General features: G+C 71.2%; 21 protein-coding genes. 15 read left to right on the top strand and 6 right to left on the bottom strand.

The window, feature by feature from the left end; all coding sequences use genetic code 11:
- Positions 1-317: 317 nt before the first annotated feature.
- Positions 318-890: an AAA family ATPase gene (locus ABZS58_RS39755; protein ID WP_354788808.1), complete on the top strand. Its 573-nt coding sequence runs from the start codon at positions 318-320 to the stop codon at positions 888-890.
- 372 nt (positions 891-1262) lie between these two features.
- Here the strand turns inward: ABZS58_RS39755 and fxsT are convergent, their stop codons facing one another.
- Positions 1263-3605, bottom strand: a complete 2343-nt coding sequence (gene fxsT, locus ABZS58_RS39750; RefSeq protein ID WP_354788807.1) for an FxSxx-COOH system tetratricopeptide repeat protein — start codon at positions 3603-3605, stop codon at positions 1263-1265.
- A gap of 198 nt (positions 3606-3803) precedes the next feature.
- On the opposite strand from fxsT, the gene ABZS58_RS39745 reads away from it, so the two are divergent.
- From ABZS58_RS39745 to ABZS58_RS39735, 3 genes are read left to right on the top strand one after another with little or no spacing between them, the layout of a single operon-like run.
- On the top strand, positions 3804-3926 hold the full coding sequence (locus ABZS58_RS39745) for a hypothetical protein (RefSeq protein WP_354788805.1): 123 nt from the start codon (positions 3804-3806) through the stop codon (positions 3924-3926).
- Positions 3927-3960: 34 nt separating this feature from the next.
- On the top strand, positions 3961-4500 hold the full coding sequence (locus ABZS58_RS39740; RefSeq protein WP_354788804.1) for a histidine phosphatase family protein: 540 nt from the start codon (positions 3961-3963) through the stop codon (positions 4498-4500).
- A gap of 28 nt (positions 4501-4528) precedes the next feature.
- Positions 4529-5275 carry a tetratricopeptide repeat protein gene (locus ABZS58_RS39735; protein ID WP_354788802.1) on the top strand — a complete coding sequence of 249 codons (747 nt, stop codon included), beginning with the start codon at positions 4529-4531 and terminating at the stop codon, positions 5273-5275.
- 53 nt (positions 5276-5328) lie between these two features.
- On the opposite strand, the gene ABZS58_RS39730 is transcribed toward ABZS58_RS39735, so the two are convergent.
- Positions 5329-6780 (bottom strand): FAD-dependent monooxygenase, encoded by a 1452-nt coding sequence (locus ABZS58_RS39730; protein WP_354788800.1) that lies wholly within the window; start codon positions 6778-6780, stop codon positions 5329-5331.
- Positions 6781-7000: 220 nt separating this feature from the next.
- Between ABZS58_RS39730 and ABZS58_RS39725 the strand changes: the two genes are divergently transcribed.
- From ABZS58_RS39725 to ABZS58_RS39715, 3 genes are all read left to right on the top strand, one after another.
- A complete protein-coding gene (locus tag ABZS58_RS39725; protein ID WP_354788798.1) occupies positions 7001-7345 on the top strand; it encodes a nucleotide pyrophosphohydrolase in 345 nt (114 codons plus the stop codon).
- Between the two features lie 156 nt (positions 7346-7501).
- Entirely contained in the window at positions 7502-8917 is a 1416-nt protein-coding gene (gene rox, locus ABZS58_RS39720; RefSeq protein ID WP_354788797.1) for a rifampin monooxygenase, read from the top strand.
- Positions 8918-8928: 11 nt separating this feature from the next.
- On the top strand, positions 8929-9759 hold the full coding sequence (locus ABZS58_RS39715; protein ID WP_354788796.1) for a sugar nucleotide-binding protein: 831 nt from the start codon (positions 8929-8931) through the stop codon (positions 9757-9759).
- Here ABZS58_RS39715 and ABZS58_RS39710 read toward each other — a convergent pair.
- Complete coding sequence (locus ABZS58_RS39710; RefSeq protein ID WP_354788795.1) at positions 9749-10315, bottom strand: GNAT family N-acetyltransferase; 567 nt, start codon at positions 10313-10315, stop codon at positions 9749-9751. The genes ABZS58_RS39715 and ABZS58_RS39710 overlap by 11 nt on opposite strands.
- Before the next feature lie 29 nt (positions 10316-10344).
- On the bottom strand, positions 10345-10731 hold the full coding sequence (locus ABZS58_RS39705; RefSeq protein ID WP_354788793.1) for a MerR family transcriptional regulator: 387 nt from the start codon (positions 10729-10731) through the stop codon (positions 10345-10347).
- 66 nt (positions 10732-10797) lie between these two features.
- On the opposite strand from ABZS58_RS39705, the gene ABZS58_RS39700 reads away from it, so the two are divergent.
- Positions 10798-11475, top strand: coding sequence for an SDR family oxidoreductase (locus ABZS58_RS39700; protein ID WP_354788791.1), 678 nt, complete (start codon positions 10798-10800; stop codon positions 11473-11475).
- Here ABZS58_RS39700 and ABZS58_RS39695 read toward each other — a convergent pair.
- The gene (locus ABZS58_RS39695) at positions 11459-11647 is read right to left on the bottom strand and encodes a hypothetical protein (RefSeq protein WP_354788789.1); all 189 of its coding nucleotides are present in this window, start codon (positions 11645-11647) and stop codon (positions 11459-11461) included. The two genes, ABZS58_RS39700 and ABZS58_RS39695, sit on opposite strands and share 17 nt — an antisense overlap.
- A gap of 37 nt (positions 11648-11684) precedes the next feature.
- On the opposite strand from ABZS58_RS39695, the gene ABZS58_RS39690 reads away from it, so the two are divergent.
- The 6 genes from ABZS58_RS39690 to ABZS58_RS39665 all read left to right on the top strand — a co-directional run bounded on the left by ABZS58_RS39690 (position 11685) and on the right by ABZS58_RS39665 (position 19275).
- Positions 11685-12107: a PPOX class F420-dependent oxidoreductase gene (locus ABZS58_RS39690; protein ID WP_354788788.1), complete on the top strand. Its 423-nt coding sequence runs from the start codon at positions 11685-11687 to the stop codon at positions 12105-12107.
- A 141-nt stretch (positions 12108-12248) separates the two neighbouring features.
- Positions 12249-12596: a molybdopterin oxidoreductase gene (locus ABZS58_RS39685; protein WP_354788786.1), complete on the top strand. Its 348-nt coding sequence runs from the start codon at positions 12249-12251 to the stop codon at positions 12594-12596.
- Between the two features lie 5 nt (positions 12597-12601).
- Positions 12602-15052 carry a nitrite reductase large subunit NirB gene (nirB, locus tag ABZS58_RS39680; RefSeq protein WP_354788784.1) on the top strand — a complete coding sequence of 817 codons (2451 nt, stop codon included), beginning with the start codon at positions 12602-12604 and terminating at the stop codon, positions 15050-15052.
- Positions 15049-15351 (top strand): Rieske (2Fe-2S) protein, encoded by a 303-nt coding sequence (locus ABZS58_RS39675; protein ID WP_354788782.1) that lies wholly within the window; start codon positions 15049-15051, stop codon positions 15349-15351. The genes nirB and ABZS58_RS39675 overlap by 4 nt, the downstream gene beginning before the upstream one ends.
- Before the next feature lie 58 nt (positions 15352-15409).
- On the top strand, positions 15410-17272 hold the full coding sequence (locus tag ABZS58_RS39670; protein ID WP_354788781.1) for a cell wall-binding repeat-containing protein: 1863 nt from the start codon (positions 15410-15412) through the stop codon (positions 17270-17272).
- A gap of 77 nt (positions 17273-17349) precedes the next feature.
- A complete protein-coding gene (locus ABZS58_RS39665; protein WP_354788779.1) occupies positions 17350-19275 on the top strand; it encodes a cell wall-binding repeat-containing protein in 1926 nt (641 codons plus the stop codon).
- A 58-nt stretch (positions 19276-19333) separates the two neighbouring features.
- Here ABZS58_RS39665 and ABZS58_RS39660 read toward each other — a convergent pair whose 3' ends face one another.
- A complete protein-coding gene (locus tag ABZS58_RS39660; protein ID WP_354788778.1) occupies positions 19334-19894 on the bottom strand; it encodes a helix-turn-helix domain-containing protein in 561 nt (186 codons plus the stop codon).
- Between the two features lie 67 nt (positions 19895-19961).
- Here ABZS58_RS39660 and ABZS58_RS39655 point away from each other — a divergent pair, with 67 nt between their 5' ends.
- Positions 19962-20405, top strand: coding sequence for a nuclear transport factor 2 family protein (locus ABZS58_RS39655; RefSeq protein ID WP_354788776.1), 444 nt, complete (start codon positions 19962-19964; stop codon positions 20403-20405).
- Positions 20406-20645: the final 240 nt, after the last annotated feature.

Genomic DNA, 20645 nt, shown 5'->3' with positions numbered 1-20645 from the left:
GCACACGACACGCCGAGTTGCCGAATTGCAGTTACTGATAATCCGATAATTACCTGCGATCGAGCTACACCATAATCACTGTTATGCGCGCTGATCCGCGCTGAACGCGTCCTGGAGGCGATGGCGCCTGTCCGGTCCCGGGGAAGCTGATATCTCCCGGTACAACTGACACGCCGGACCGTCGGTCTGAGAAAAGGGTCCGATGAACCTGATAAGACGGATCGTCGTTGGTGAGCTGATGAACGCGGCTCCCAATGTGGTCCGCCTCGCGGCTGGAAGAGCTGGTTGGTGGCATTGCGATCGATGGAGGTGACGGGATGGCGCGGCTCATCCATCTGAACGGCCCGCCGGGCATCGGCAAGTCCACCCTGTCGGCGCTCTACGCAGACCGGAATCCCGGCACTTTGAATCTTGACGTCGATGCCCTGCACCGCCTGGTGGGCGGGTGGCAGGACGAGGAAACCGACACGTGGCCGGTCGTGTGGTCCCTGGTCCGGGCCATGGCGAAAACCCATCTGGAGGGCGGGCGCGATGTCGTCCTGCCCCAGTACCACGCCAAGGTCGACGAGGTCATCGAGCTTGAGAATCTCGCGCACCAGCACGGGGCGGGCTTCCGTGAAGTCGTCCTGCTCGACGAGCGGAAAGCGGCGATCGCGCGGTTCGACCGCCGCGCTCAGGAAAGCGATGACCCGTGGATTCGCCACCACCACCGTCTCATCGAGCTGGGCGGCGGGCATGTCGTGCTCGCAACCATGTACGACAACCTGATGGAGGTCGTACGTCAGCGCCCAGGGACGGTGGTGCTGCCGAGCACGGTAGGGGCGGTGCAGGAGACCTACGAGCTGTTGGCGGACGCCTTACGCGAGCCGGTGTCCCCAGAGCCCGGTTGAGCATGGTCGTGGCAGCTGCTTCACATTTCGCTCCTATCAGATACGGCGGACCAGACGCGGGATGGAAGACCCAATGCATCTGATAATCCCCAGTTCGACGGAGGCGCGCCTTGTCAGATGCACCCGGAACGGACAGCCGCTGTCCGTTCCGGGAACCTCGCCAGGCTCGTCGGTGGGGTTGGGTTGGTGGTGGACCGCCGGCCGGTTGAACGGATCGACGCTCGGCCGGCCGGGCCGCCACGTACACCGTGATGGGACAGGCCCGCGCGGAAGCCGGTCGGCAGCACCAGCTGGTCGGTGAGATCGATCCGGTTCGGACCACGAACCTGCGCTGGCCCTCGGGCTATCGGAACCGCCGGCTAGCCACCGGATCTACTGAGCGCCTTCTTCGGACGCCGGCTGGGCGTCGGCGACTCGTTTCCAGTGGGCGAGGCTGTCACGTGTGGCGACGATGAGGGGGTGGTCCGGACCGAGGACACGCAGCTGATCGGTGAGGAGTTGCTCGAAGGCGGTGGCGGCGCTGACGGCGTCTCCGGCCCGCCCTAGCCAGGAAGCGAGGTAGCTACGGGTGCGAAAGGTGTCAGGGTGGTCCGGACCGAGGACACGCAGCCGGTCGACGAGGACCTGGCCATGGATGTCGACGGCGCCGGCAGGATCACCTGCGTGCCCTTGCCACGAGGCAATGTTGCTGCGGGTGCGAAGGGTGTCAGGGTGGTCGGGTCCGAAAGCGCGCAGTCGGTCGTTCAGGACCTGGCGGTACGTGTCAACAGCACCGGCCGGATCGCCGGCCTCCCCCTGCCACCAGGCCAGATTGCTGCGGGCACGTAATGTGCCGAGGTGGTCAGGTCCGAGGATCCGCAGCGAGTCGTGGACAAGGGCCTGGAACGCCTTGATGGCACCGTTCAAATCCCCGGCCCGGCCGCGCCACCGGGCCAAGTTGTTGCGGGCTGTCAGGGTCCCGGGGTGATCGACACCTAGATACCGTACATAGTCGTCGACGAGTTCCTGGAACGTGCGTGCAGCCCGTGCTGGTGCGTCCGCCTGCGCTTGCGCTTGCCAGGCGAGAAGGTCGTTACGAGTGCTCAGGGTGTCGGGATGGCCCGGCCCCAGCACCTGCACCTGATCGACAAGCAGCTGCTCACCAGCGGCGATCGCGCGTGCGACCTCTCCGGTTTTCCCTTGCCACCAGGCGTAGTTGCTGCGTGCGCGCAGCGTATCAGCGTGCCTGGAGCCGAGATGCCGCACTCCGGTGTCGTGAAGTCGGGAGAAGTAGTCGCGGGCGGCGGCGACGAGCCCGATGTTTCCCAGGCTTCGCCCTGTTTGAAACAGCACGGGGTGCGCGCCTTGGCGGGCGGTCCAAAGGTGGGCGCTGGCGTGCCGGTTCAAGGCGATGGTGTTGACGCGGAGTGGTTGTGCCGCGCCGACATCCGGTTTGTCGCTGGGCCAGAGTTCGCTGATGGCGTCGGCCGCGGTGATGGCCAGGTCAGATTGATACTGGTGGGGGGTGTTCTCCCGTACGACACGTTGCAGCAGCGCGTGCACCCGCACCGCACCGATGTCGGAGCCTGTCGGGGCGGTGACAAGGCCGAGCCGGTGCAGGGCTCGCACGGCATCATGGGCGTCGTTGGCCTCGACCGGTTGCCCGATACGGGCGGCGCAGTAGGCGGTGACAGCGGTGGTGGTGAAGAGCTGGGGTGGGATGCCGTTGGGGTCCAGCAGCGAGGCGAGCTGTAGCAGGATCCCGGCGATGCCGCCGGTGGCGGTATCTGCGAGGTCGATCGACAGTGCCCAGGTATTGGCGACCGCGGCGTGCTGATCATCGGGCAGCGTCGAAGGCCGTAGGGCGTGCAGGTCGCGGCGGGAAAGGCGGCGACGATAGCCGGCGCAGGTCAGGTCCTGGTCGGTGATGTAGGCGGCGGCCTGCGCCAACGCCAGCGGCAACCAGCCCAGATCCTGGGCCAGGTCGGCGGCTTCGTCGACGCGGTGAGGTTGGTTGCCGAGTTTGCCGTGCAAGTATTCGACGGCCTCGGCCGGGGTGAACACGTCGACGTCGATCATTGTCCGGCCGTCGATCAGCGCGGCGTCGCGGCGGCGGGTGGTGACGACAGTGCGGCCCGTGATGGTGACCGGTGGCCACAATCCTTGCAGGTCGGCCGGGTCGGTCAGATCATCGAGCACGATGAGCCACCGTCGGCCGCTGCTGGCCAGCCAGGCCAGCAGTCGCTGCGCACCATCGCCCGGATTCGAGTCCTCGACGCCGGTGACATCGGCGGCGGTCTGGGCGTAGCGGGTCAGTACCTCGATCCGCGAGGTCGCGGTCACCCACACGAGCAGGTCCACCAGCCCGTGCTGCCACCAGCGTTGCGCCAGGTTCGTGGCCAGCTGTGTCTTACCGACCCCGCCGAGACCGGCCAGGACCTGACACACCACCACCGCACCGGCTGCAGTGCCGTCCGTCGTGAGCGCCGCGTGCAATGTGGTGTCCGCCGGTCGGTCCAGCCTGCCCACCGCCACCGGTGGCGCCACCCCCACCAGGTGCGGCCACGACACCACCGGCCGTCCCGCGTAGTAGTTGTGCTGGGTGTTGTAGTCACCGACCTGGACGCCCGTCGTTCCCCGTAGGTCCGCCTGGTGCCTGCCGGCAGTGGTCCCGGTCGGTTCGGCGGTGGCTGCGCCGGCCAGCAACACCGCCGGGGTGAACTCAACCTCCGACACAAATATCACCCTTCGTTGATGCGACGGACCGATTGTGTCACCGCCCGCCAACGGCGCGTCATCGACGAGCGCCCAATCCCTACGTACTGACGGACGGGCTACGATCGGCCGCGCCTTCGACGTCACCGTCGCTGGTCAGCCGGCGGAGCACTCCGGCACGAGACGAACGGCTCGACCGACCTCGCCCGGTGGACACCGGTGAGCGACGTCGCCGCCCTGGAACGCGCGGTCGTCGTCGACATCGGGCTCGAACTGCACCGCAGCGCGCCGCCGGACGGGCACGTGCGGCCCATCGAGGTCGCCGGGCTGCTCCGGCACTGACCGGGCGTGCGGCGTCCGCCGGTACTGTCGGAGGATGTCGATCGAAGTCGTGTTCGAGACGCATGCGTTGAGCGAGGACAACGAGCGCGGCATCGCCACCGGATGGCTGCCCGGGCGGCTCAGCGAGCAGGGGCGGGCCAACGCGGCCGACATGGGACGGCGGCGGCGCGGCGACGGCATCACGGCGGTGTTCACGTCGGACCTGCGTCGCGCGGCGCAGACCGCGGAGATCGCGTTCGGCGGCACCGGCATCCCGGTCCTTTACGACTGGCGGCTGCGTGAGTGCGACTTCGGCACCCGCAACGGTTCACCCGCCGCCGACGTCAAGGACGACCGTCTGGAGTACTGCGACCGGCCGTATCCCGGCGGTGAAAGCCATGCGCAGGCGATCGCCCGGGTGGTGCGGTTCCTCGCCGATCTGCCGACCAGGTGGGCCGGGCAACGCGTGATGCTGATCGGGCACCTCGCCACGTACCGCGCCCTGGAGCACGTGACCACCGGCCTCACCGTCCGGGAGCTGGTCGCTGCGACCTTCGAATGGCGGGCCGAAGGATGGCAGTACCAGCTGAGCTGATGCGACACGCGAGGCATACAGTCACGTCATGATCAGCGGCGACGATCCCCTCGACCACGCCGACCTGCTGGTCGAACAGGGCCGGGTCGATGAGGCCGAGGCGACCCTCCGGGCAGGCATCGCCGGCGGGCACGTCCATTGCTGGCTCGGCCTCGCGATGCTGTACCGCGACCTCGGCCGCCACGACGAGGCGGTCGCGGCGTGGCGGCACGGGATCGACGCCGGCCTGACGGGCACCCGCGAAGGCCTCGCCCTCCTGCTCGGGAAGCTCGGCCGCGTCGAGGAGGCCATCGCCGAGCACCGGACGGTCATCGCCGACGACGGCCCCGCAGGCGTCATCTGCCTCGCCCGTCTGCTCGCCGACCAGGGCCGCGTCGACGAGGCGGTCGCGGAGTACCGGGCGGTGCTCGGCCACGGATCCGTGGCGTACTGGCCGCTCGGCGAGCTGCTGGAGCAGGACGGCCGCGTCGAGGAGGCGCTGCAGGTGTACCGGGCGGCGGTCACGGCCGGCGAGACCGAGACCCGCCCCCGGCTGGTGCGGCTGCTGACCGGCCGGGGGCACCTCGACGAGGCGCTCCGCCAGACGAGGACGGCGATCGCCGCCGGCGAGCTCAGCGCGTACGCAGCGCTGGGCTATCTCCTGGCGAGGACGGACCGGCTGGACGAGGCCGGCGACGAGATGGACCGGCTGGCCGCCGCGGGCAACTGGCTCGCGCTCGCCAAGCTCAGCGGCGGCCTCTCGCGGGGCGACCAGGCCCCGGCCTCCGGTCCCTGACCCGCGGAGGCAGACGCCGCACCCGGGCGCCTGCCTCCGGTCCGCCCGGGGAATCAGCTGGCGGGCGTGCCGAACCAGCGGGAGAGTTGGGTGTTCAGGTCCTGCTGGTCGTCGCCGATCCAGGCGACGTGCCCGTCGGGACGGAGCAGGACGGCCGGGACGTCCAGTGCCGCGGTGGGGTCGGCGAGGGAGTCGACCCGGTCAGACCAGCCGCCGGCGGTCAGGTGTCCGGTGCGGTCCAGCAGCAGGCCGCGGCCATGGTGCAGCAGCCCGTAGAGGTTGCCGTGCTGCACGGCGATGTCCGGCAGGCGGCGGCCGAGCAGGTCGGGGCCCGCGCCGAAGTCGTAGCGGATGCCGATCGCGGTGATCTTCTCGAGCAGATGACGGTTGACCGCGTCGAAGTCCATCAGCTCGGTGAGCAGCCTGCGCACGGCCCGCGGGCCAGGTCCGTCCGCCAGCACTGCCGTCTGGGCGCGGGTGTTGTCCAGCACGTCCTCGGCGACCGGATGACGTTCGGCCTGGTAGGTGTCCAGCAGTGTGTCCGGCGCCCAGCCGCGGAGTTCGCCGGCCAGTTTCCAGCCGAGGTTGAACGCGTCCTGGACGCCGAGGTTCAGGCCCTGCCCGCCGATGGGTGGATGGATGTGGGCCGCGTCGCCAGCCAGCAGCACCCGCCCGACCCGGAACCGTTCGGCCAGCCGGGTGGCGTCCCCGAAGCGGGACAGCCAGCGCGGGGAGTGCACACCGAAGTCGGTCCCGGCGATGCTCCGCAACTGCCGCCGGAAGTCCTCGAGCGTGGGTGGTTCCGCGCGGTCAAGGACCTCCGCAGCGGGGATGACGACGCGGTAGACCCGGTCGCCGAACGGGCCGAAGACGAACCGCTGATCGGTCTCGCGGATCTCGGCCACCTTGGCGGCGATCTCCTCCCGCGGCGCCGCCTCCATCTCGCCCATCAGCGTCTCGGTCCGTGAGGGTTCGCCGGGGAAACCGACGCCGAGGAGTTTGCGCACCGTACTGCGCGCGCCGTCGCAGCCGACGAGATAGCGCGAACGGAGCCGCTCCCCGCCGGCCAGCTCGACGGTCACGCCGTCGTCGTCCTGCTCGACGCCGGTCACCGTGCAGCCGCGCCGGACCTGCGCGCCCAGATCGACCGCGTGCCGTTCGAGCAGGTCGACGACGACCGGCTGCGGGATGCCGAGCAGGTAGGCGTACGGGGAGTCCAGGCCGTCGGGCGCGGGTTTGTCGATGGCGGCGAAGTAGCTGCCCGCCGGGCGCCGCCGCCCACGTTCGAGTGTGCGCTCCAGCAGCCCGCGCATGGCGAGCAGCTCGAGACTGCGGATGTGCAGACCGACGATCCGGACGAAGGAGACGGGCTCGGTGTCCTGCTCCAGGACGAGGACCCGCACGTCGTGCAGCCGCAGCTCGGCGGCCAGCATCGCGCCGGTCGGCCCGCAACCGGCGATGATGACGTCGAACACGGTGGATTCGGTGAACTGCTGAGCATGCATGGGTGTTGCCTTTCGGGATGCCTTCTCGACAGAGGCGCTCCCGGCGACACCTACGTCGATCGCCCGACCGTGACGGCAAGGGGGAGCACCCACTTCACTGCAACGTTCATGGGTCTCACCTCCTCGGGCGGTGTCTCGGTCCACCGCAAGCTACAAGCCCGGGCGGCAACCCGTCCAGCGCTTTACCGCGCCCGGCGCCGCCGCCGATAGGTTTCCGGGCATGGACATTGCCGGACTGCAGGAACGGGCCGTGGCGATCGCCGCGATGTACGACGAACACAACACCGCCGCCGGGCGGGGTGCCTGGACGACCGGGGACCTGGCGCTCGGGTTCGTCGGCGACGTCGGGGACCTCGCGAAACTCGTCATGGCGGTCGACGGGCGGCGGGTAGTCCCGGACGCGCGGGACAAGCTCGGGCACGAGCTCGCGGACTGCCTGTGGTCGGTGCTCGTCCTCGCCGACCGGTGCGACGTGGACCTCGTCGCCGAGTTCGGGCGGATGACCGAAGGGATCGAGCAGCACCTGCGACGGGCACGCGCGGCCGTCAACGACCCGGAACGATAGACGATCGAGATCCGGCCCGTCACCCGCGACCGTTCTCCGAAACGAAGAAAGGCAAGGAGAACAACTCCCTGCCACTCCTAACGTATACCGCACCCCGGGTCTTGCGGCAAGACCCGGGGTGCGCGGCAGAATGCACGATTTGTGACGAACAGTGACGTGATCATCGCAGGTGGCGGGCCGACGGGGCTCATGCTCGCCGCCGAGCTGCGGCTGCACGGCGTCGGCGTGGTCGTGCTGGAGAAGGACGCCGAACCGCTGGCGCATGTGCGGTCGCTCGGCCTGCACGTGCGCAGCATCGAGGTGATGGACCAGCGTGGCCTCCTGGAGCGGTTCCTGGAGCGCGGGCGGAAGCACCCGGTCGGCGGGTCGTTCGCCGGGATCGTCAAACCGGCGCCCGCCCTGGACAGCGCCCACGCGTACGTCCTCGGCATCCCGCAACCGGAGACCGAACGCATCCTCGCCGAGCACGCGGACGCGCTCGGCGCCGACATCAGACGCGGCAGCGAAGTGCGGGACCTGAGCCAGGACGCCGACGGGGTCACCGTGACCCTGCGCGACGGCGAACAGCGAACAGGCCGGTACCTCGTCGGATGCGACGGCGGGCGGAGCACCGTGCGGAAGCTGCTCGGCGTCGCGTTCCCCGGTGAGCCGAGCCGCGCCGACACACTCCTCGGCGAGATGGAGGTGACCGCACCGGCGGCCACCGTGCACAGCATCGTCGCGGAGATCCGCAGGACGCAGCTGCGGTTCGGGCTGGGCCCGGCCGGGGATTCAGGCAGGTGGCGGGTCGTCGTGCCCGCCGACGGCGTCGCCGCCGACCGGGCCGCCGCGCCGACCCTGGAGGACTTCCGGCAGCAGCTGCGCCGGTACGCGGGGACGGACTTCGGCGTGCACTCGCCGCGGTGGCTGTCCCGGTTCGGCGACGGCACCAGGCAGGCGGAGCGGTTCCGGGTCGGCCGCGTGTTCCTCGCCGGCGACGCCGCCCACGTCCACCCGCCGCTGGGCGGGCAGGGCCTGAACCTCGGCATCCAGGACGCGTTCAACCTCGGCTGGAAACTCGCCGCCGCCGTCGACGGCTGGGCACCCGACGGGCTCCTCGACACGTACCACAGCGAACGGCACCCGGTCGCCGCCGACGTCCTGGACAACACCAGGGCACAGACGATGCTGATGGACCCCGGCGCGCAGCCACTGCGGCGCCTCATGACGGAGCTCATGGAGTTCGAGGACGTCAGCCGCCACCTCACCGAGAAGATCACCGCCATCGGCATCCGCTACGACCTCGACGGCAGCCACGACCTGGTCGGCCGGCGGCTGCCGGACGTCACGCTCAAGCAGGCACGCCTGTACACGCTGATGCGCCAAGGCAGGGGGCTGCTCCTCGACCGGACCGGCGCGCTGTCCGTGCGAGGCTGGACGGACCGCGTCGACCACGTCGTCGACGACCTGCCGACGCCCTCGGTCCTGCTCCGCCCGGACGGCCACGTCGCGTGGGCCGGCGACGACCAGGACGGGCTCGACAGGAGCCTGGCACGGTGGTTCGGGACGCCGGCGACCCGCACGGCGTCGTAAACTCGCCGGCCATGACGGGGAATCTGCTGGTGACCGGCGCGACCGGTTCGCTCGGGCGGCGCGTGTACGAGCAGGCGAAGGCCGCCGGATGGACGGTCACCGGCACCTTCTTCGCGACACCCGCACCCGGCGGCGACCGGCGCCTCGACATCCGCGACCGCGACCAGGTCGCCGCCGTGGTCCGCGACACCCGCCCCGACGTGGTCATCCACACGGCCGCCGGCCGGGACCGCGGCGACTGGGCGTCGCTCGCCGACGGTGCCGCCCACGTCGCGGTCGCGGCGGCGGCGGCCGGGGCACGGCTCGTGCACATGTCCAGCGACGCCGTGTTCTCCGGCCGGGAGGTCCACTACGACGAGTCCGCGCTGCCCGACCCGACCTACCGGTACGGCGCCGCGAAGGCCGCCGCCGAGACCGCCGTCGCGGCGATCCACCCGAGCGCGGCGCTGGTCCGGACCTCGACGATCCTCGGCGACGGCCCCGAGCACGGCGGCGCGCACGAGGTCCTCACCCACGACCTCGCGACCGGGCGGGTCGGCGGGGCACTGTTCACCGACGAGATCCGCATGCCGGTCCACGTCGACGACCTCGCCGCCGCGCTCCTGGAGGTCGCCGCCGGTGGGCACCGCGGGATCCTCAACATCGCCGGTCCTCAGCCGCTCAGCCGGTACGACCTGGGTGTGCTCGTCGCGATCCGGGACGGGCTCGACCCGGCCGCGATCCCGTCGGCGCGCAGCAGGGACCTGTTCCCGAACCGGCCCCTCGACGTCCGGCTCGACAGCGCCCTCGCGGTGTCGTTGCTGACGGTGCGGTTGCGGCCGGTCAGCGAGTTCATGGCATGACCCGGGCGTGCAGGTGCATGTCGTGCCAGCCGTCGGTGTGCCGGACCTCGCCGCGTTTCGTGCCCTCCAGGGGGTAGCCGGCGCGGTCCGCCACCCGGCACGAGGCATGGTTCGCGGTGGAGTGGCAGACGACGATCCGGTGCAGGCCGAGGGTGCCGAACGCCCAGTCCGTCAGGGTCCGCAGGGCCCGGCCGGCGGTGCCCCGGCCGCGGGCGTGGGGCAGCACCCAGTACGACACCTCGGCGAGACCCTCGAAGAGGTCTATCGTGCGGAGACTGATCTGCCCGGCGACACCGTCCTGACCGGTGACGGCCCAGCCCGCTGCGGTCTCCGCCCGCCACCGGGCCGGCCAGCGGGCGATCCAGTCCCGCGCCTCGGCGTCCGTCATCGTCCGGCAGTGCCAGCGCTGGATGTCAGGGTCGGCGTACGCGGCGACGACCGTGTCCGCGTCCGCCGCCCGCCACGGCCGCAACCGCACGCCGTCGCCGTCCAGGACCGGCTGGATCGACCCGGCGAGCGACCCGGCGGGCAACGCGGGTGTGAGCAGCGACGGCATGGCACCGAACGGTAGCCGAGACCGCCTGGTCAGTTCTGGCGGGCGGCCGTGCGGTGGGGAAGGCAGCCGTCGGTGACGCTGGCCTCGGCGGCGGCGATGACGGCGTCGAGACGGTCGCGGGTGGCGGTGAGGCCGGCGATCTGCGCGTCGATGCTGTCGCGTTCGGCGGCGAGCAGCCGCAGCGTCTCCGGGGTGGCGTAGCCGGTGTACACGCACGGCAGCAGCTCCAGGATGCGGCGGCTGGACAGGCCCGCCGCGTACAGCTGCTGGACCAGCACGACCCGGTCGACGGCACCGTCCGGGTAGTGCCGCTGGCCGGACGGGCTGCGGTCGGCGCCGAGGAGGCCCTGCTCCTCGTAGTAGCGCAGCGCCCGCACGCTGACGCCGGCCTTCGTGGCGAGCTCCCCGATCCGCACCTGCGATCCTCCTCACTGCGAGCACACTTGCCTCTGACGTCAACGTCAGGTTTTAGCGTACCCGGTATGGAGATCAACGGATCGGTCGCGCTCGTCACGGGCGCGAACCGCGGCCTCGGCCGGCACTTCGCCCAGGAACTGCTCAACCGCGGCGCGACCACGGTCTACGCGACCGCACGGGACCCACGCACCGTCGACCTGCCCGGCGTGCGGGTGCTACAGCTCGACATCACGTCACCGCAGAGTGTCGCCGCGGCCGCCGGCGTCGCCGAGGACGTGACCCTGCTGGTGAACAACGCGGGCGTCGCCACGAACACCAACCTCGTCGACGGCCCCTTGGACGCCGTCCGCCTGGAGATGGAGACCCACTACTTCGGGACGCTGCACGTGATCCGGGCGTTCGCGCCGGTCCTCGCCGCGAACGGCGGCGGCGCGATCCTCAACGTCCTGTCGCTGCTGTCCTGGGCGAACTACGACGGCGCGAACTCCTACAGCGCCGCGAAGGCCGCCCAGTGGAGCCTCACCAACGGCGTCCGCCTGGAACTGGCCGAGCAGGGCACCCACGTGACGGGCATCCACCTCGGCGCCGCCGACACGGACATGATGGCCGGCTGGGACGTGCCGAAGCTCGACCCCGCGTTCGTGGTCGCCGCCGCGCTGGACGGGGTCGCGTCGGGCCGGACGGAGGTCCTGGTGGACGACGCGAGCCGGGCCGCGAAGGCCGCGCTCACCGCGACGCTCTGAGGTCGTGATACCGGTCCAGGGCGTCGAGGGCGTCCTGGACCGCACCCCGTCGCAGCAGCAGCTCGGCGGTGGCGGTCACACCGGCGACCAGACCGAGGTCGTACTCGGCGTTCATGGCGGCGAGCTTCCGCTGCGCCGGGCCGGCGAGTGCGTCGAACTCGGTCATCTCCATGCCCGCGAAGCCTACGGGCGTGGCGGATGATTGGGGCATGACGTTTGATCCACGGGAACTGCTTGCCGAGAGCAGGCTGGGTGTACTGGCAACGATCAAGAGCGACGGACGGCCGCAGCTGTCGCCGGTGATGCCGTTCTACGACCGGGACGCCGGGGTGATCCTCGTGTCGATGACGCAGGGCCGGGCGAAGACCGCGAACCTGCGCCGCGACCCGCGGGCCACGCTCGAGGTCACCGGCCCCGACGGCAGGGCCTGGGCGACGGCGGAGGGCATCGCGACGCTCACCGGCCCCGGCACCGACCCCGACGGGCCCGAGGTCGAGGCCCTCGTCGAGTACTACCGGCGCGCCGCCGGCGAGCACCCGGACTGGGACGAGTACCGGGCCGTCATGGTCTCCGACCGCCGGGTGCTGATGACGATGACCGTCGACCACGTGTACGGCGACCGCATCGGCTGACGGGTCGCACGGCAGCGCGCTCACAGTGTGCCCGGGCGGGCGGAGAGGACACGCTCCGCGGGGCGTAACAAGGGCGGCACCGGGGTGTAACGGCGGGTGGACAGGATCGACCGCGGGACGACGAGGAGAGGACGGGGTCACGTGCGGTCGACGCCACGGTTTCTGCAGGGTGTGTACCCGTTCGCCGGGAAAGGGATCGAGGCGCCGGTGCCCCTCGACGCGGCACTGAGCTACACCGTGCCGGCGGGGGTGGTCGCGCAGACGGTGTACTTCCGGGGCGGCAACACCAGCGGCGAGCTCGTCTACGTGGTGCTGACCCGCGACGGCGTGCCGATGCGGTACTTCCCGATCGGCGCGAAGGGCGACGTGCACGTGCCGCTGCGCGTCGTGGAGGACCTGGACAGCGGGACCGTCGTGGAGCTGCTCGTCGGGGCGCCCGAAGGGGTCACCGGGGCGATCGTCGTCGACCTCGGGCTCGTGGAGGTGTAGGGCCGATGCAGCGACTCGTCGTCATCGGCAACGGGATGGCCGGCGCGCGGGCCGTGGAGGAGATCCTCGAACGCGGCGGCGGGGAACAGTTCGGCATCACGATGTTCGGTGAGGAGCCGTACGGCAACTACAACCGGATCATGCTGTCCAACGTGCTGTCCGGGGCGCAGGACGAGGACGGCATCTTCCTCAACAGCCTGCCCTGGTACACAGGAAACGGCATCGACCTGCGGGCAGGGGTGAAGGTCGAGCGGATCGACCGGTTCGCGAAGGTCGTCCTCGACGATCAGGGCACCGAGCTGCGCTACGACAAGCTGGTCATCGCCACCGGCAGCCGGCCCTTCATCCCGCCGATCGCGAACATGCACCACCCGAAACGCGGCTACCACCAGGGCGTGTTCACGTTCCGGACGATCGACGACACCCGGGGCATGATCCGGTACGCGCGGGACCACGAACGCGCCGTCGTCATCGGCGGCGGCCTGCTGGGCCTGGAGGCCGCGCGCGGGCTGCAGGCGCACGGGGTCGCGGTGACGCTCGTGCACGCCGCCGGGCACCTGATGAACGCGCAGCTCGACGCGCAGGGCGGCGCCATCCTGAAGGCCGGCGTCGAACGGCTCGGCATCGGCGTCGAGCTCGCCGCCCGTACCGACGCGATCGAAGGCAAGGAGCGGGTGCAGGGCGTCAGGCTGGCCGACGGGCGGGTCATCCCCTGCGACATGGTCGTCGTCGCCGCCGGGATCCGCCCCAACACGGCCCTCGCGGAGATCAGCGGCCTCACCGTGGAACGCGGGATCGTCGTCGACGACCAGCTGCGGTGCCTCGACGAACCCGACATCTACGCGGTGGGGGAGTGCGTCCAGCACCGCGGCGAGACGTACGGCCTGGTCGCGCCGCTGTGGGAGCAGGCCAGGGTGCTCGCCGACCACGTCACCGGCCGCAACGAGAAGGCCGCGTATCACGGGTCGCGGACCGCGACGAAGCTCAAGGTCGCCGGCGTCGACGTCGCCGCGATGGGGATCACCACCCCGGCGGACGGCGACGAGTTCGTGGTGTTCGCCGAGCCGGGCCGCGGCGTGTACAAGAGCGTCATCATCCGCGCCGGCCGGCTCGTCGGCGCGACCCTGCTCGGCGACGTGGCGAAGGTCGGGTTCCTCATGCAGGCGTTCGACCGGGGCCTGCCGCTGCCCGAGGACCGGGTCCGGCTCCTGTTCGACCTCGGCGCGCCCACCGCGTCGCAGAGCGCGGCCGAGCTCGCCGACGACGCGCAGGTGTGCAACTGCAACGGCGTGAGCAAAGCGGCGATCACCGACGCGGCGAAGACCGTGAAGACCCTGTCCGGGGTCATGGAACGGACCCGGGCCGGGAAAGGTTGCGGCTCCTGCACGTCGCTGGTCAAGCAGATCGTCGACTGGGCTGCCGGCGGCGCCGCCGAGGAGGACCCGTCCGCCAGCTGGTACGTGCCGGGCGTACCGATGACGAAACCGGAACTCATCGCGGCGATCCGCGACCGGAACCTCCGCAGCGTCTCCGCGGTCTTCGACGCCCTGGCGGGCGGTGAGGAGGACGCGAAAAGCAAGATGGGACTCGTGTCGCTGCTGCGGATGCTGTGGGGCGACGACTACGTCGACGAGCGCGGCGCCAGGTTCATCAACGACCGCGTCCACGCCAACATCCAGCGCGACGGCACGTTCTCCGTCGTGCCGCAGATGAAGGGCGGCGTCACCACCCCCGACCAGCTGCGCCGCATCGCCGACGTCGCCGACAAGTACGCCGTCCCGCTCGTCAAGCTCACCGGCGGGCAGCGCATCGACCTGCTCGGCATCCGCAAGGAGGACCTGCCCGCCGTCTGGGCGGACCTCGACATGCCGTCCGGGTACGCGTACGGCAAGAGCATGCGCACCGTGAAGACGTGCGTCGGGTCCGACTACTGCCGGTTCGGCGTCGGTGACTCCACCGCCCTCGGCATCGCGATCGAGACCCGCTTCCAGGGCCTGGAAAGCCCCGGCAAGATGAAACTCGCCGTCACCGGCTGCCCGCGCAACTGCGCCGAGGCGTACGTGAAGGACCTCGGCGTCGTCGCGATCGACGGCGGCCGGTGGGAGATCTACGTCGGCGGCGCCGCCGGCGCGCACATCCGCAAGGGCGACCTCCTCGCCACCGTCGACACCCCGGACGAGGTCATGCGGTTGACGGGGCGGTTCCTGCAGTACTACCGGGAGAACGCCAACTGGCTGGAACGCACCTACGCGTTCGTGCCGCGGCTGGGCATCGAACGGCTGCGTGACCTGATCGTCCTTGATCGCGAAGGGCTCGGCGCGGGCCTCGACGAACGGATGGAGGCGGCGGTGGCCGCGTACCGCGACCCGTGGAAGGAAGGCCTCGACCCCGCGGTCCCGGGCCAGTTCCGCACGTCGCTGCCGCTGGTCGTGCTGCCGCAGGTGCCGGTCCGATGACCGGCGTCCTCGGACCCGCCGCGGACATCCCGGTGGGTGAGGGCCGCGTCTACGTCGTGGACGGGCAGCAGGTCGCGGTGTTCCGGCTGCGGGGCGGCGGCGTGCGGGCCGTGTCCGCGATCTGCCCCCACGCCGGTGGCCCTCTCGCCGACGGGCTCATCGACGCGAACGTCGTCATATGCCCGTTGCATCAGCATGTGTACGACCTTGCGACCGGCTGCTCCAGCACCGGCCAGCCGGCGTTACGGGTCTATGACGTACGGATCGGCGAGAACGGCGACCTGATCATCACAGTGTGACCCTAAGATGTCCGGGTGATCGCCGGGGGGCCGGCGACCGGACGGCTTGGGGGGCACGGTGGCGTTCGCGCTGACACGACGGTCCGCGATGCTCGGAGCGGTCGCCGCGGCGACCGGGACGGCGATGTCCGGGCTGATCCCCGGCCAGCGCACCGCGAACGCGTCGCTGCCCGGCAAGACCGCCGGGCTCACCTACAAGCGCGGCGACCAGATCTGGTGGGCCGACCTCGACGGCAACAACGCCCGGGTCCTCGCCTCGGGCGTGACCGCCGGGTCCGGCTGCTGGTCACCGGACGGCAGCCGGTTCGTGTACACCTCCGACAACACGATCTTCTCCGTCCGCGCCGACGGCACCGAACGCGTCAGGGTCTGCGGCCCGTGGGGCTTCGACACCACCGAGCCGGTCTACACGCACGACGGCGCGAACGTCATCTACACCGGCGTCACCGCCACCGGCCCGAAGCTGCTGGTCCACAACGCGTCCGGCAACGTGCTCTCCGGTGCGGCCGGCACCGAACTGACCAGCGTCGCCGGCGCCTCCGCGGCCGCCGTCGCCGCCGACGGCACCGTCGTGTGCCAGCTCGGGACGGCGATCTACCGGGTACAGAGCGCCGGGGCGGTGACGAAAGTCCTGGACAACGCCGCCGCCCCGGACTTCTCCCCGGACAGTTCGAAACTCGCGTTCGTGCGCGACGGCCAGGTCTGGATCGCCGCCGCCGACGGTTCCGCCGCGACCCAGCTGACCACGGCCGCCAACACCAGCAGCGCGTCCAACACCGACCCGGCTTGGGCGACGAACGGCCTGTCGATCCTGTTCACCAGCGTCGAGGGCGGCACCCCGAAGATCAAACGGATCGACGTCGCGTCGAAGACCGTGGACCTGCTGGTCGCCAAGGGCAGCGAGCCGACGTGCCAGCCGGTGAACCGCAACTCCGTCCACCGGGTCTGGGGGCAGACGGCGATCGGCACCGCCGTGGCGACGTCCCGGTACAACTGGCCCGACCGCGGCGCCAAGGCCGTCGTGCTGTCCCGGGACGACACGTACCTCGACGCGCTCGGCGGGTCCGCGCTCGCGATCGTGAAGCAGGGGCCGCTGCTGATCACGCCGCCCCGGTCGCTGGACGGCCAGGCGAAGGCGGAGATCCAGCGGGTCCTCGCCCCCGGCGGCACCGTGTACCTGCTCGGCGGGACCGTCGCACTGTCCGCGGCCGTCGAGTCCACGCTGACCGGCCTCGGCTACAAGACCGTCCGGCTGTGGGGGCAGGACGAGTACGAGACGGCGGTCGCCGTGGCGAAGGCCATCACACCCACCCCGTCCGCGGTCATCGTCGCGACGTCGCTGAAGTACTACGACGCGCTCGCCGCGGGGGCCGCCGCCGGCGCGAACCCGGGCACCGTCGTGGTGCTCTCGGCGGGCGCGACCCTGCCCGCGGCCACCGCCACGTACCTCAACACGCTGCAGGCGCCGCCCGCCACCAGGATCTACGCCGCCGGCGGACCGGCATGGGCGGCGATGCTGGACGCGAAACGCCGCTGGCTGATGCCGTCCTGGCCGCAGGACCCGTTCATCATCAACGTCTCCGGGCAGGACGAGTACGAGACCGCCGTGCTCGTGGCGCAGTCGTTCTTCCCGAACCCCCGCACCGCCGCCGTCGCGACCGGCGCCACCTGGTTCGACGCCCTCACCGGCGGCGCGATGATCGGCGCGAACGGCGGGCCGCTGCTGCTCGCGGCCGTCGGCAACCTGCCCCCCTCGACCCAGGCGTACTTCTCGGGGAACTCCGCGACCCTCACCGACGGTGTCCTGCTCGGCGGGCCCCTCGCCCTGAAGGACCTGCTGATCGACCCGCTCGGCAGGTCGATCGCCGCCCCCGGCGCGTACGACTACCGCCAGTACACGGAGACCTCCACCGGCCGGTAGCGCGGAACACACCCGGACCCTACGATGTCGCGGTGATCACCGGATAGCCGGTGATCACTCGACTTCACGGGGGAACCATGTCGTTCGCACTCACCCGGCGGTCCGCGCTGCTCGGCGCGGCCGCCGCGGCGGCAGGGCTGGCCGTCGCGCCCGCGCTCAACCCCGGCCGCCGCGCCGGCGCCGCACTGCCGGGTAGCCCCGGCCGGATCACGTTCCGCCGCGGCACGCAGATCTGGTCCGCGAAGCACGACGGCACCGACCAGCGGGTCCTCGCCGACGACGCCGGCGGCGAGGTCGGCGGCTGCGGCACCTGGGCACCGGACGGCAGCCGGTTCGTGTACTCGACCGGGTCCACCATCGAGTCGGTGCGCGCCGACGGCAGCGAGCCGTTCCGGGTCGCGGGCCTCTACGCCGGCGTCGTCCCCGACCCCGCGTTCACCCCCGACGGCAGCTACATCATCGCCGCCGGTCAGGGGATCATGATGGAGCCGGCGGCACCGAGCAATCTCATGCACGCCACCAGGTGGTACTTCGAGTCGCCGCTGGACGGCAAGCCCTACGCGCATCCGGCGCTCGCCGCCGACGGCACCTTCGTGTTCGAGCACGGCAACGCCGTGCACCGGGTCACCGGGCGCACCTCGTCCGTGCAGCTCATCGCCAACGCCAAGGCCCCGGACTTCGACCCGGACAGCTCCAGGATCGCCTTCGTGCGGGTGGTCGGGGGCGGCGACCAGATCTGGATCGCCTACGCCGACGGCAGCAACGCCACCCAGCTGACCACGGCGATCAGCACCGGCAGCGTCGCGAACCGGGACCCGGCCTGGTCGACGGACGGCACCGCGATCCTGTTCACCAGCGTCGAGTCCGGCACCCCGAAGATCAAGCGGATACACGTCGGCTCACGGGCCGTGACGACCCTCGTCACCAACGGCAGCCAGCCGACGTGCCAGCCGGTGCGGCGCAACGTCGTGGAGCGGGTCTGGGGGCAGACGGCGCTGGGCACCGCGGTTGCGGCGTCCCGGTACAACTGGGCCGACCACGATTCCGGCGACACCGGCGACGGGGTCCGCGCCCCGGCGAAGGCCGTCGTGCTGTCCCGCGACGACACGTACCTCGACGCGCTCGGCGGGTCGGCGCTCGCCGTCGTCAAGCAGGGCCCGCTGCTGATCACGCCGCCGAAGAAGCTGCACGCCGACACGCAGGCGGAGATGCGGCGGGTCCTCGCGCCCGGCGGCACCGTGTACCTGCTCGGCGGCACCGCCGCACTGTCGGCGCAGGTCGAGACCCAGGTGCAGGCGATGGGATTCACGGCCGTGCGGCTGTGGGGCCAGGACGAGTACGAGACGGCGGTCGCCATCGCGAAAGCCGTCAGCCCGGCCCCGACGAAGGTCATGGTCGCGACGTCACTGAAGTACTACGACGCGCTCGCCGCGGGTGCGGCGGCCGGCGCGAACCCGGGCGCCGTGGTGGTCCTGTGCGCGGGAGAAAGGATGCCGGCCGCGACCGCGGCGTACCTGAACACCTTCGACCCGGACCCGTTCCACGACGGCGGCACGGAGATCTGCGCCATCGGCGGCCCCGCGATGCACGCGGTCATCAACGGCAAGATGGCCGGGCAGATGCCGTCCTGGCCGATCACCACGCTCCCGCGCAGCCTCTACGGGGCCACGGAGTTCGAGACAGCCGTCGAGGTGGCGCGGTACTTCTTCCCCGTGCCGACCACCGCCGCGGTCGCGACCGCCGCCACCTGGTTCGACGCACTCACCGGCGGCGCGATGACCGGCACCAACGGCGGGCCGCTGCTGCTGGCCCGCGCCGGTGACCTGACCCTGCCGACACAGGCGTACTTCTCGGAGAACTCCGCGACCCTCACCCGCGCCGTGCTGCTCGGCGGGCCCCTCGCGCTGAAGGACAGCCTGATCGGTCCCCTCGGCGACGCCATCTCGGTGCCGGGCGCCTACGACTACCGGCAGTACACCGAGACCAGCACCACCCGGGCCTGACGGCCGCCGCTACGATGCCGGGCGTGTCGCCGGTCGACCGGCGGCCCGGCGCCGGGCGTCAAGCAGCGGCCGGGCCGCGCGGACCGGTGGCCCGCAGGCCGTCGGCCAGGATCGCGAGGAGCCGCTCGCCGCGGTCCTGGTCGCCGGCGTCGTGCACCGTGGCGAGCAGGCTCTTCAGGAACGCGAACAAGTCTTCCGTGGTGACGCGGGGGCGGACCGCTCCCGCGTCCTGCGCGCGGGTCAGCAGGACACCGACCGCCTCGTGCAGCTCCGCGATGATCGGGCCGGGGACGGTCATGGCGTCGGAGGTGTCGCGTTTTGCGGCGCCTTCGGCGCCCAGCAGGGCCAGGAACCCGAAGAACGCCTCGCCCGCGTCGTCGTCCGTCGCCCGCCGCCGTGCCTCGGCGACGAGGCCCGCGACGCGTTCTGTGATGACGGCCTGGAACAGCGCCTCCTTGGTCGGGAAGTGCCGGTAGACGGTGCCGGGCCCGACCCCGGCGCGGGCGGCGATCTCGTCCAGGGGCACGGCGAGCCCGGCCCCCGCGAACGCCTCCCGGGCCGCGACGAGGATGCGGTCGCGGTTGCGCCGGGCGTCGGCGCGCATGGGTTGCTCAGCCATTGCTAAACGGGGCCACCGTTCCGTATCGTCTAACCGGGGTCATCGTTCCGATTATACTGGAGGAGACATGACACGATCATCGCGCGACATGGCCGAGCAGGTCCGCCGGATGGTGGCCGGCGAGGGAGTGCCCTTCGCCGACCTGTTCGCCGAGGACGGCGTCCTGGAATACCCGTTCGCCCTGCCGGGCCAGCCCCGCGCACTGCACGGCCGGGAGGCGATCCGCGCCTACCACGGCGGCGCGTCGGGCTCGCGCCGCCTGTTCGAGATGGACGGCGTCGACGCGGTGGTCCGCGACACCGACGACCCGGAGGTCGTCGTGGCGCAGATCGAGCACTACGGCCGCTCCGCCGTGACCGGCGAGCCGTACCGCTTCCACGCCCTCGGCATCATCCGCGTCCGCGACGGCGAGATCGTCTCCTACCAGGACTACATGGACCCGATCGCCACCGCCCGCCTGCTGGGCCGCACCGCCGACCTCGCCGCCGCCCTGATCACGCCATTGCCATGACGGCCGCGTGCACGACGCGGGGCACTGCGGCATAGCCCTCAACGCGGCGACACGACTTGCTGACCGGCATCTGCTAGTAAGTAAGTCTCTCGAATCCCGCGGTCACATCGTGCTCGAAGGCCTGCCAAGAAGGCAGCTTGCCCACTGAGGTGATCTCAACGAGATTGCGGTAGGTACCGGTATTCGAAGTGGGTGAGATGGAGCGCTGCGGCGATGATGTCGCCGAGTGCGCGGGGGCTG

Source organism: Dactylosporangium sp. NPDC005555 (assembly GCF_040605635.1).
Taxonomy (GTDB): domain Bacteria; phylum Actinomycetota; class Actinomycetes; order Mycobacteriales; family Micromonosporaceae; genus Dactylosporangium.
The sequence above is the reverse complement of the archived record's forward strand: the minus strand, read 5'-3'. Positions and strand labels throughout refer to the sequence as shown.

What these genes read in the sequence shown, in the direction of transcription:
- ABZS58_RS39755 (WP_354788808.1), top strand. Translation starts at nt 318, where the DNA reads ATGGCGCGGCTCATCCATCTGAACGGCCCGCCGGGCATCGGCAAGTCC.
- ABZS58_RS39740 (WP_354788804.1), top strand. Translation starts at nt 3,961, where the DNA reads ATGTCGATCGAAGTCGTGTTCGAGACGCATGCGTTGAGCGAGGACAAC.
- ABZS58_RS39735 (WP_354788802.1), top strand. Translation starts at nt 4,529, where the DNA reads ATGATCAGCGGCGACGATCCCCTCGACCACGCCGACCTGCTGGTCGAA.
- ABZS58_RS39730 (WP_354788800.1), bottom strand. Translation starts at nt 6,780, where the DNA reads ATGCATGCTCAGCAGTTCACCGAATCCACCGTGTTCGACGTCATCATC.
- ABZS58_RS39725 (WP_354788798.1), top strand. Translation starts at nt 7,001, where the DNA reads ATGGACATTGCCGGACTGCAGGAACGGGCCGTGGCGATCGCCGCGATG.
- ABZS58_RS39715 (WP_354788796.1), top strand. Translation starts at nt 8,929, where the DNA reads ATGACGGGGAATCTGCTGGTGACCGGCGCGACCGGTTCGCTCGGGCGG.
- ABZS58_RS39710 (WP_354788795.1), bottom strand. Translation starts at nt 10,315, where the DNA reads ATGCCGTCGCTGCTCACACCCGCGTTGCCCGCCGGGTCGCTCGCCGGG.
- ABZS58_RS39700 (WP_354788791.1), top strand. Translation starts at nt 10,798, where the DNA reads ATGGAGATCAACGGATCGGTCGCGCTCGTCACGGGCGCGAACCGCGGC.
- ABZS58_RS39695 (WP_354788789.1), bottom strand. Translation starts at nt 11,647, where the DNA reads ATGGAGATGACCGAGTTCGACGCACTCGCCGGCCCGGCGCAGCGGAAG.
- ABZS58_RS39690 (WP_354788788.1), top strand. Translation starts at nt 11,685, where the DNA reads ATGACGTTTGATCCACGGGAACTGCTTGCCGAGAGCAGGCTGGGTGTA.
- nirB (WP_354788784.1), top strand. Translation starts at nt 12,602, where the DNA reads ATGCAGCGACTCGTCGTCATCGGCAACGGGATGGCCGGCGCGCGGGCC.
- ABZS58_RS39675 (WP_354788782.1), top strand. Translation starts at nt 15,049, where the DNA reads ATGACCGGCGTCCTCGGACCCGCCGCGGACATCCCGGTGGGTGAGGGC.
- ABZS58_RS39665 (WP_354788779.1), top strand. Translation starts at nt 17,350, where the DNA reads ATGTCGTTCGCACTCACCCGGCGGTCCGCGCTGCTCGGCGCGGCCGCC.
- ABZS58_RS39660 (WP_354788778.1), bottom strand. Translation starts at nt 19,894, where the DNA reads ATGGCTGAGCAACCCATGCGCGCCGACGCCCGGCGCAACCGCGACCGC.
- ABZS58_RS39655 (WP_354788776.1), top strand. Translation starts at nt 19,962, where the DNA reads ATGACACGATCATCGCGCGACATGGCCGAGCAGGTCCGCCGGATGGTG.